At 64.3% G+C, this 9,345-nt stretch carries 13 protein-coding genes; 4 read left to right on the forward strand and 9 right to left on the reverse strand.

Annotated features, from left to right (window positions below):
- Positions 1-41: 41 nt before the first annotated feature.
- On the reverse strand, positions 42-614 hold the full coding sequence (locus tag QX034_RS22800; RefSeq protein ID WP_315764938.1) for a hydrolase: 573 nt from the start codon (positions 612-614) through the stop codon (positions 42-44).
- 96 nt (positions 615-710) lie between these two features.
- Here QX034_RS22800 and QX034_RS22805 point away from each other — a divergent pair, with 96 nt between their 5' ends.
- The 3 genes from QX034_RS22805 to QX034_RS22815 all read left to right on the forward strand — a co-directional run bounded on the left by QX034_RS22805 (position 711) and on the right by QX034_RS22815 (position 3,223).
- Entirely contained in the window at positions 711-1,322 is a 612-nt protein-coding gene (locus QX034_RS22805; RefSeq protein ID WP_315707043.1) for a helix-turn-helix domain-containing protein, read from the forward strand.
- Positions 1,323-1,386: 64 nt separating this feature from the next.
- Positions 1,387-2,439, forward strand: coding sequence for a S1C family serine protease (locus QX034_RS22810; RefSeq protein WP_315707042.1), 1,053 nt, complete (start codon positions 1,387-1,389; stop codon positions 2,437-2,439).
- A gap of 94 nt (positions 2,440-2,533) precedes the next feature.
- Complete coding sequence (locus QX034_RS22815; RefSeq protein ID WP_316195824.1) at positions 2,534-3,223, forward strand: isochorismatase family cysteine hydrolase; 690 nt, start codon at positions 2,534-2,536, stop codon at positions 3,221-3,223.
- Between the two features lie 25 nt (positions 3,224-3,248).
- Here the strand turns inward: QX034_RS22815 and QX034_RS22820 are convergent, their stop codons facing one another.
- The 3 genes from QX034_RS22820 to QX034_RS22830 all read right to left on the reverse strand — a co-directional run bounded on the left by QX034_RS22820 (position 3,249) and on the right by QX034_RS22830 (position 4,936).
- Positions 3,249-3,863, reverse strand: coding sequence for a TlpA family protein disulfide reductase (locus tag QX034_RS22820; RefSeq protein ID WP_315707040.1), 615 nt, complete (start codon positions 3,861-3,863; stop codon positions 3,249-3,251).
- Positions 3,856-4,329 (reverse strand): DsrE family protein, encoded by a 474-nt coding sequence (locus QX034_RS22825; RefSeq protein ID WP_316195825.1) that lies wholly within the window; start codon positions 4,327-4,329, stop codon positions 3,856-3,858. Before QX034_RS22825 ends, QX034_RS22820 begins: the two co-directional genes overlap by 8 nt.
- Positions 4,330-4,501: 172 nt before the next feature.
- Positions 4,502-4,936: a DoxX family protein gene (locus QX034_RS22830; protein WP_316167897.1), complete on the reverse strand. Its 435-nt coding sequence runs from the start codon at positions 4,934-4,936 to the stop codon at positions 4,502-4,504.
- A 107-nt stretch (positions 4,937-5,043) separates the two neighbouring features.
- Between QX034_RS22830 and QX034_RS22835 the strand changes: the two genes are divergently transcribed.
- Positions 5,044-6,018 carry a LysR family transcriptional regulator gene (locus QX034_RS22835; RefSeq protein WP_315769254.1) on the forward strand — a complete coding sequence of 325 codons (975 nt, stop codon included), beginning with the start codon at positions 5,044-5,046 and terminating at the stop codon, positions 6,016-6,018.
- 3 nt (positions 6,019-6,021) lie between these two features.
- Here QX034_RS22835 and soxA read toward each other — a convergent pair whose 3' ends face one another.
- The 5 genes from soxA to QX034_RS22860 are packed head-to-tail and all read right to left on the reverse strand — an operon-like array spanning position 6,022 to position 9,329.
- A complete protein-coding gene (gene soxA, locus QX034_RS22840; RefSeq protein ID WP_410050907.1) occupies positions 6,022-6,801 on the reverse strand; it encodes a sulfur oxidation c-type cytochrome SoxA in 780 nt (259 codons plus the stop codon).
- A complete protein-coding gene (gene soxZ, locus QX034_RS22845) occupies positions 6,798-7,115 on the reverse strand; it encodes a thiosulfate oxidation carrier complex protein SoxZ (RefSeq protein ID WP_315707036.1) in 318 nt (105 codons plus the stop codon). Before soxZ ends, soxA begins: the two co-directional genes overlap by 4 nt.
- Positions 7,115-7,603: a SoxY-related AACIE arm protein gene (locus QX034_RS22850; protein WP_316195827.1), complete on the reverse strand. Its 489-nt coding sequence runs from the start codon at positions 7,601-7,603 to the stop codon at positions 7,115-7,117. The genes soxZ and QX034_RS22850 overlap by 1 nt, the downstream gene beginning before the upstream one ends.
- Before the next feature lie 6 nt (positions 7,604-7,609).
- Positions 7,610-8,002, reverse strand: coding sequence for a sulfur oxidation c-type cytochrome SoxX (gene soxX / locus QX034_RS22855; protein ID WP_315707097.1), 393 nt, complete (start codon positions 8,000-8,002; stop codon positions 7,610-7,612).
- A gap of 43 nt (positions 8,003-8,045) precedes the next feature.
- Positions 8,046-9,329: an NAD(P)/FAD-dependent oxidoreductase gene (locus QX034_RS22860; protein WP_315707034.1), complete on the reverse strand. Its 1,284-nt coding sequence runs from the start codon at positions 9,327-9,329 to the stop codon at positions 8,046-8,048.
- Positions 9,330-9,345 lie beyond the last annotated feature (16 nt).

Here is a 9,345-nt window from a genome sequence, read left to right on the forward strand (position 1 = left end):
CCGTGATGGATTTTTTATTTGGAGGCGCCGCCGCGGGCCACTCAGGCCGCCGCAAAGGCGAGATCATCGCTCCGGGTGACGCGCGAGATGCGCGGGAAGATATGGCGCACGGCCAGCTGATGCAGCTCTGCCGACACGCTGGTGCAGAGATCTTCCGGGATGACGACAGCATAGCCGTGCTCCCAGGCCAGGCGCGCCGTGGACTCCACGCCGAAATTGGTCGCGATGCCGCCAAGCACGATCGTCTTCACGCCTCGGCGGCGCAGCTGCAGATCGAGCTCAGTGCCGTAGAACGCGCCCCATTGTCGTTTGACGATGGTGACGTCTCCCGCCTGCTTGAGATCATCGACCAATGTGCCCCAGTTTTCCGGCAGGCCGCCTTCAGGCCGGGCCATCGGCTGATCGACCGGCTGCGACGGTGCGTCGGCGAAATCGTGTGCAAAGTCCACGCTGACCAGCACGACCGCTGATCCGGCGCTGCGGAAGCGACGGGCCACTTCGCGGCCGCGTTGCGCGACCTCCGTGCCGGGACGGGGAGCGAGGGGCAGGCCGACGATGCCGTTCTGAAGATCGATCAAGACCAGTGCGGTGGTTTGGGGATCGAGCGTGATCATGAGGCACGGCTTTCAGTTCACCCGGCGATCGAAGGAGGTGACCGCCGGGGCGGATAGGCTATATTTGAGGAGCCCCTCAAATAGGGATAGTTGAGGATGTCCTCGCAAAAGTCAAGAGAGGTCCCAGCGGCCGCTCAGCCCACGCGACAGCGGGGCCATTTGCGCGTCGCCGCCATCTTGGACGCCGCAACCGCGCTATTCGCGGCGCGGGATTACGACGCCGTGACCATGACCGAGATCGCGGCGCGCTCGGCGACTGCGATCGGTTCGCTCTACCGCTTCTTTCCGACCAAGGAGCTGCTGGCCGATGCGCTGCTCGCGCGCTATGGCGAGCGCCTCGAAGCCGAGCTGGCTGAATTGGCCGAGCGGGCAGGTCGCCTTTCCGCGGCGGAGTTGGCGGCCGGCATCTGCGACACGATCGAGGCGCGCGCAATCGAACGCTCCGCAGCGGTGACCTTGGTGGAGGCGCGCAGCAACACCGGTGCTCAGCGCGCCCGCATCCGCACGCTGATGCTGGACCGCCTGCGCTCGATCGTCAGCGCTGCCAATCCTGAGCTGTCGATCGGAGATTTGGAGGTGAGGGCGAAGGTGCTGCTCGGTCTCGTCAAGGTGATCACCATCAATGCCGAATGGGCCGACGACGATGTGCGCGCCGAAACCCGACGGCTGATCGAGGTGTATATCGCTGCACGCATCATGCGGTCGTGACCGAACTGTGCTCTTGCGCTGTCTCGGCTTGCTACCCATCTGACGTGGCGAAGGAAATTTCGCCATGTTGGACTTTACCTCTGATTTTCCCGGCGACGGCGTGTCACCGGCGCAAGCGTCTGACGCGTCGCCCGCCAACGATCAGGCGCTGCTGGACGCCTATTCAAACGCCGTCATCGATGTCACCGAGCGTGTCGGCCCTGCGGTCGTGCGCGTCGAGACCGGGCCCAAAGCAGGGACGACTGCCGGCAGTCGCGGCGAGCGCGGTGGGCTTGGCTCGGGCATCGTGATCTCGCCTGATGGTCTCGTGCTGACCAACAGCCATGTGGTCGGCAACTCCAAGGTCATCCGGCTGCGAGACACCGAAGGTGTGGTCACCGATGCGCAGGTGCTCGGGGTCGATCCCGACACGGACCTTGCGCTGTTGCGTGCCAACCATGCGCGTGACCTCCGCTATGCGGCACTCGGCAATTCCAAGAAGCTCCGCCGCGGCCAGCTCGTGGTCGCGATCGGCAATCCGCTCGGCTTCGAATCGACGGTGACCGCGGGCGTCGTCTCGGCGCTGGGCCGCTCGATCCGCTCGGTCTCGGGGCGCATGATCGAGGATGTGATCCAGACCGACGCCGCGCTCAACCCCGGCAATTCGGGCGGCGCGCTGGTGTCGTCTGCGGCCGAGGTGATCGGCATCAACACCGCCATCATCTCCGGCGCCCAGGGCATCTGCTTTGCAGTCGCCAGCAACACCGCGCAGTTCGTGCTGTCGGAGATCATCCGCCACGGCTACGTGCGCCGCGCCTATATCGGCGTCTCCGGGCAGACCGCGCCAATCCCGCGCCGGCATGCGGTGCTGGCTGGTGTCGAGAACAAGATGGGCGCGCTCTTGATGCAGATCGAGCCGGACAGTCCGGCGGCCCGCGCCGGCCTCTTGCCGGGGGACGTTGTGATCAAGCTCGACGGCGTCGAGATCAACGGCGTCGACGACCTGATCCGCGTGCTCGACCGTGATCGCATCGGCCGGACCTTGGCGATGGACGTGCTGCGGCTCGGACGGCTGCGCGGCATCGACATCCACCCCGTCGAGCGCAAGCCGGCCGCGCGGCAGCCGCTCGCCTCGTGATGTCTCCTTGCGGACGTGGTGATTGCCACGCGATGGCATGGCGCTTGCTTCGTTGAGGCCTTATTCTCTCGCTCTCGCAGGGGGATTTTCGGCCATGACGGATTACGCGCCATCAGCCACGGCAACTGTTATCGCCGAGCCGGAGCCGATCAATCTCGACTGGCCGAAGACCGCCCTTCTAATCATCGACATGCAGCGCGACTTCATGGAGCCCGGCGGCTTCGGCGAGACGCTCGGCAATGACGTTTCCCTACTTGGCCGTGCGGTGCGGCCGATCGCCGAGGTGCTCGATGCCGCCCGCAACATGGGCATGCTGGTCATTCATACGCGCGAGGGCCATCTGCCCGATCTCTCCGATGCGCCGCCGGCCAAGGTCGAGCGCGGCGCGCCATCCCTGCGCATCGGCGACCCTGGCCCGATGGGCCGCATTCTCATTCGCGGCGAGCCGGGTCACGACATCATTCCCGAGCTCTATCCGTTTCCGGGAGAAGTCGTGATCGACAAGCCGGGCAAGGGCGCGTTCTACGCCACCGAGCTCGGCGACGTGTTGAAGCAGCACGAAATCCGCAATCTCCTGGTATGCGGCGTGACCACCGAGGTCTGCGTCAACACCACCGTGCGCGAGGCCAATGACCGCGGCTATCGCTGCGTCGTCGTCGCGGACGGTTGCGCCTCGTACTTCCCCGAATTTCACGACATGGGCCTGAAGATGATCAAGGCCCAGGGCGGCATCTTCGGCTGGGTCGCGGAGTCCGGCGACGTTCTGCACGCGATGACGTCCTGATCGCGATGGCTTCGGAGCTGCGATCTCAAGCCGGCTGATCGAGATAGTAGCGGAGCAGGGCCTGACCGGGTGCCGACAGCCATTCCGGAGCACCCGTGATGTAGCCCTCGATCAGACCGCCGGTCCCGATCAGATAGGTGATCGGCATCGCCGTCAGCACGAAAGTGGATGCGTCGGGATTGGCCGGATCTGTTGCCGACGCATCCGGGTCGGCAAAGGAGAGGCGGGGCATTGCGACCTCCTGGGCATAGCGTCGGATGGTCCTGAAGTCGCGCTGGTCGGTGCAGACGGCCCAGACGTCGAGCCGCGGCAACTGCATGTGGTCGAGCTTGGCGAGCATCGGCAGATCGGTCTTGCAGGCCGCGCACCACGTCGCCCACAGATTGACGAGCGTGACGTGTCCCGGTTTCGGCGCGAGCACCATGGCCTTGCCGTTCAGGTCCTGAAGCCGGAGGGGCGCAAGAGGCTTGCGGGGCCGGACGATGATGAACTGGCTGCGCGCGGTGCCGAACACCGGCGGGTTCGGCTCCTCCGCGCGCACGCGCCCGGCGAGCAGCAGGGCGAGGCCGATCCCGGCGCCGTCCAGCAGCAGCTGCCGCCGTGCCCGGCCCATCGCCAGCGATGCGAGCTGATCAGCCATGGATGTAGGCCCAGCCCTTCATCTGCAGTTCGGCGACGCGGCCGATTCCGAATGGCACCAGCTGCGCGCCTTCGATCAGCTGGATGGTCATGTTCTCCTTGGCCTCCGCAATCGCTTTCGATGATGCGCACATGCTGAAGGCGATGTTGGGATACATCTGGCGCACGGCCGCCAGCGGCTCCTTGAACTGCGACTTGTCGGCGCGAAACACGTCGATGCCTGAGCCATTGGCGACGACCTCGATCGGCAGTCTCTGTCGCTTGCTGGCAAAATGCTTGGAAAGATTGGCGGAGTAGCTGATGGCGTGCCCCATCACATGCGGATCGTTGCTGTCGATCAAGATGACGATCCCAGAGCCTGCGCGACGAGGAGCGAGGACGGGGACGGTTGGCGCTGCTGTCCCGATCGCCGCCGGTGCTCCGGCCAGGAAGCCGCGTCGTGAAAGATCGCTTGTCGGGTCACTCATCGAAACGGGTCTCGTCGTGAGAAATGGCCGACGATGACGGGTCGTCGTCGGCACGCCTTGGCGCGGAGATCTTGAGATCATGATGCGATCAGAAAGAATCGCATCATGATCTCATCTCTTTGATTGAGCGTGATTTTTTCGCAAACCGGTTTCCACTTTTCCGGATCATGCTCTAGCTTCGCGGTTGAACGGGCGCCTTGCGGCTGCGTCCCCACAGTACGAACAGCGACAGCCCGAGCAACACCAGATTGAGCGGCGTGACTGCAGCTTCGCCCCGCGAGACGTGGAAGACGATCGCAAAGCACTGCAAGGTCGCGCAGCCCAAGGCTGCGAGCACCGTGAGCCCAGGCATGATGCGGGTCAGGGCGGGCAGCAGGATGCCAATGCCGCCGGCCAGATCGATCAAACCCATCACTCGCACGAAGCTCTCGGAGTGATCGCCGGCCCACGGGATCATCGCCGCAAGCTGTGGAATCGGCGTCAGCAGCTTCATCAGACCGGCTGAGCCGAACAGCAGAAAGATCAGGGTTTGGGCGATCCACAGGCCGATGCGCAAAGCAAGGGAAGGCTGGACCGGGGTAAGATCGGTGGTCGCGGTGGTGGACATGATCGGTCTCCAGAAGGGATTGCAATGTTGGACCAAGATTGATGATTTCTTCTGGTTTAATCATTATGCTAACGGTTGAGTGATCGTTTCCTATTGGTTGATGATAGATGGATACACTGGTCAGCATCCGGGTGTTCTGCCAAGTCGTCGAGCTCAAGAGCTTTGCGGCGGCCGCCGACCGACTGGGACTGTCACCGGCGATGGCTTCCAAGCATGTGATGCAGCTCGAACGACGGCTGTCGACGCGGCTGCTCAACCGGACCAGCCGGCGCGTCGGCCTGACCGAAGCGGGCATGGTCTATTTCGAGCAAGTCCGTCAGATGCTGGACTCGCTCGACGAGGTCGAAGCGGTCGTGAGCAGGGCCACCGTGATTCCGCGTGGGAGCCTGAAGCTGAGTGCTCCCGTGTGGTTCGCCAATCCGCATTTCGCGCGTGCGCTTGCGGAGTATCGCTCGCTCCATCCAGAGGTTCAGCTTGATATCGATCTGAGCGGCCGATTGGTGAACCTGATCGATGAAGGATTCGACCTTGCCCTACGGGTGACGCCTTCACTCGATGAAGGCCTGATCGCCCGACCGCTGACCAAGATCATCATGCAGTTCGTTGCCTCGCCGCACTATCTCGAGTCTGCGGGCCGTCCGAAGGCGCCGGCCGACCTTGGTCACCACGCCTTTCTGAAATATGCGTATTATCCCGTGCGCGAGATCACGTTGCCTGGCCCTGACGGCGAGGTGACGCTCGCACTCAAGGACGTGCTGCTCAGCGGCAACGAGACCCTGCTGCATCACGCCGCCGTGGCGGGCATGGGGGTTGCCGTGCTGCCAATCTGGCTGATTGCCGACGATCTCGCAGCCGGGCGGCTTGAGCCGGTGCTGCCGGAATGGACCACGATCGAGGCACAATTGTATGCGGTCTATCCAAGTCGGAAATATCTCTCGGCGAAGGTGCGGACCTTCATCGATTTCATTGCCGCTGATCCGCGCCTGAAACAGGCTGCCGCAGTCTCATCCGCCACGCGGCCAGCAGACGTCATGATGGCGAAGCGGCGCCCGGTGATCAGCAAAGGCAAGAGACGGGCCTGATGCTCACGGCCGCACGGCCGGGGTCTCCAGCGTCATGCCGTGGGCGCGCGACATCAGGTAGAGTTCGAGCGCGACCATCTCGTCCGAGCCGAAGTCGAAGGCTTGCGCGCGCACGCCGGTCATGCAGCCGCGGATGCGCCGGGCGAGCGAGCCCATCGCCTGCCATTCCAGCCGGTAGATCGGATAGCCGGTCGGCTGTCCTTGCGTGATCGCGGCGCCTGCAAGGTGCTTGTCCCAATTGTCGTCGTGGCAATTGGCGCAGGCGAGATTGAGCTGGCCCTCGCGCTGCACGAACAGATCATGGCCCTTGGCGATATAAGGCTCGAGGGCGGGATCGTCGCCTGTCGTGATCGGCAGCCCGCGCGATTGCCGCGCGACATAGGCTGTCAATGCGAGCAGCTCATGACTCTCGGCTGGAAACGGGGGCGCCTGCTGGTGATCCCGGCGGCAGAGATTGATGCGGCTTTCCAGGTCGACGGGATGCTGAAGTTTGGAGTCGAAGGCGGGATAGCGCGTGGCCACGCCTTGCATGCTGGACGCAGCGTCGCCGTGACAATCGGCGCAGGCCTTGCCGGCATCGCCTTGCTTGGCGGTCCATAGCGTTTCGCCTTCGAGGACCGCGAGCATGCCGGGATTGGCGGTGTCGTCATCCTGCATCTTCTTCGTGTCCGAAGACATGAAGCTGGCGCCCGAGCGTCGCTCGGCCGACGGGATCTCCGTCGCCAGCGCCGGCAGGGTGCCGAGCAAAGCGAAGGCGAGAACCGCAGCGCGCAGCCGCATCATTCCACCGTGATTGCGGCGGCGGCATTGGCGACGAAGCCGTTGTCGCCGATCCATTCGAATTCGAACTTGCCGCTCTCCGTCGCGACCGTGAAGAATGACAGGAAGGGATTGGCTGCGATCGCCGGAAACAGATCGGCACGAAAGATCTCGGCGCCGTTGAAGCGGCAGGTGAAGCTGGTGATGATGTCGCGCGGAATCATCTCGCCGGCGGCCGTGCGGCGGTAGCCCGGCTCCATGATGTGGCTCATCAGGGTCTTGATCTCGATGACTGCGCCGCGCTTGGCTTTCGGGGGCACATTGACCAGGGCTGCCATCACGGCACCTCCTCGGTGCAGGCGGCGAGCGTCACGATCACGTCCACGCTCGTCGACCAGAACGAACCGTCCGACAATTTGGCGATCGCGACCACCTTCTGGCTGTCGGCGAGCCGAATGCGGGTTGTGACCTGCGGGCGGCCCGCCCGCGGCGTCAGATAGAAATTGCCGATGTTCGGCTGCGGGTTCTTCTCGTTGAAAACGTGAATGCTCGTGACGTGGTCCGCATCCGTCATCGGATGGTCGACGCTGACCGTCATCGGCACGGTGTTGCCGTTTTCGACCAATGGCGGGATCTCGAGCTTGACCTTGCCCTGCTGGACGCTCGCTTCGCCGACCAGGTTGCGGATCGCCGAGTTTAGCATCGCCGGCGTTGCCTCGGCGCGACGGGCAGTGACGATCGGCAAGCCGCCGCACAGCGCCGCCGTTCCTGCAAACTGCAGGACGTGACGACGTGAAACTTGTGACGTTATGGCCATCCGGTTCATATGGTCTCAGTCGCGCAAGGTTGCGAGATAGGCGACAATGTCTTCGATCTGTTCCGCATCGAGAATCGGCTTGCCTTGCCAATTCCGGCCGACCCGTGTCAGCCCGTCCATGCGATAATAGGACGGCATGATGGTGTCCGGATTGAATTTGGACGCATCGACCAGGCGCAGCCGCAGCTGCGGAATCGTCCAGCGGCCGCCGGCGCCCGCGAGATTGGGCGCGAGATCGCCCTGAAAGCGCAGTTCCGGGAACGGACCGGAATGACAGAGGATGCAGGTGGTCGTGCGGTCCACCACCAGCGCGCGCCCGCGTGCCGCATCGCCCGGCCGTCCGGTCAGCGACTCGGCAATTCCGTCGCCGGTGATCGTGGCGGACGTGCGCGTCTGCGCAGACGCCATATGGGACAGCGCGGCTGCCAGCACGACGATCGCAACCAACCGCCTAACCAAACGCATCACCCGTTAAGGTCTTGAACCAGGTCTCGGCCGTTGCGGCCTCCTTGGCGCGCATCTCGCGTGGCGCATCGAGCGGGCTGGTGCGGCTGCCTTCGACCTCGGCGAAGATCTCGCCCTTGGGCTGATAGACGCCGGCCAGCGAGAACCCGTAGCCGGGCGCGACAATGTTGTAGCAGATGCCGGTCAGCGTCGGCGTCTCCGGCGCCTTGCTCGCGAGATGCGCGACGATGGCTGCGGCGCAAGCTTTGCCCTGCGCCTGCGCCGCCGCCGCCGATTTCGGGATACCGCCGCCGAGGCAGGCATCGCCGATCACATGAATGTCGGGGACGAGCTTCGATGCAAACGTCACGGGATCGATCGGACACCAGCCGGTGTGATCGGCCGCGCCGGCAAGTGCGGCAATGCGGCCGGCCTTCTGCGGCGGGATGATGTTCGCCACTTGCGGATTGTAGTTGCCGAACTCGGTGACGATGGTACCGGCCGTAACGTCGACGGCGGTGACGCGTCCGCCCTGCGACAGCGAGATGCGCTCGATCATGCCGCCATAGAGCTGATCCCAGGCCTGCTCGAACAGCTTCTGCTGCGAGAACGTGTCCTTGGCATCGAGGATCAGCACCTTCGATCGCTGCTTGTTGGCCTTGAGATAATGCGCGATCAGGCTGGCGCGCTCGTATGGCGCGGGCGGGCAGCGCATGGGATTGGCGGGCACCGCGATCACGACGGTGCCGCCATCCTCCATCGCCTCGATCTGCCGCCGCAGCAAGAGTGTCTGCTCGCCGGCTTTGTAGGCATGCGGCATCCTGGCCGACGCTGTCTCGTCATAGCCTTGCAACGCCGTGAAATCGAGATCGATGCCGGGCGAGAGCACCAGACGGTCGTAGCTGAGCGCGCTGCCGTCGGCGAGCGTCACCCTGTGCGCGTGTGCATCGACCGTGGTCGCCGCCTGCACGATCACCCGCACGCCTTCATTTGCGATCTTGTCGTAGGTGAACTGCTGTGCGGTGATGTCGCGCAGGCTGGCGATCACCTCGTTGCTCAGGGGGCAGGAGGTGAAGGTCGGGTTGGCCTCGACCAGCGTCACGTCGAGATTCGGATTCGCCCAGCGCAGCGTCCGCGCGCAGCTGGCGCCGCCAAAGCCGCCGCCGATCACGACGACATGCGCCGAGGCTTTCGCCCTCAACACGTGGGGATAAGCAACGGCGCTCGTGGTCACGGCCATTCCGGCTACGACCTGCCTGCGCGTCAGCGCCTGTTTCGGATCATTCGGCATGAGGCCAGCATATCAC

Origin of the sequence: Bradyrhizobium sp. SZCCHNR3119, assembly GCF_032487775.1 — a bacterium.
Lineage (GTDB): Bacteria > Pseudomonadota > Alphaproteobacteria > Rhizobiales > Xanthobacteraceae > Bradyrhizobium.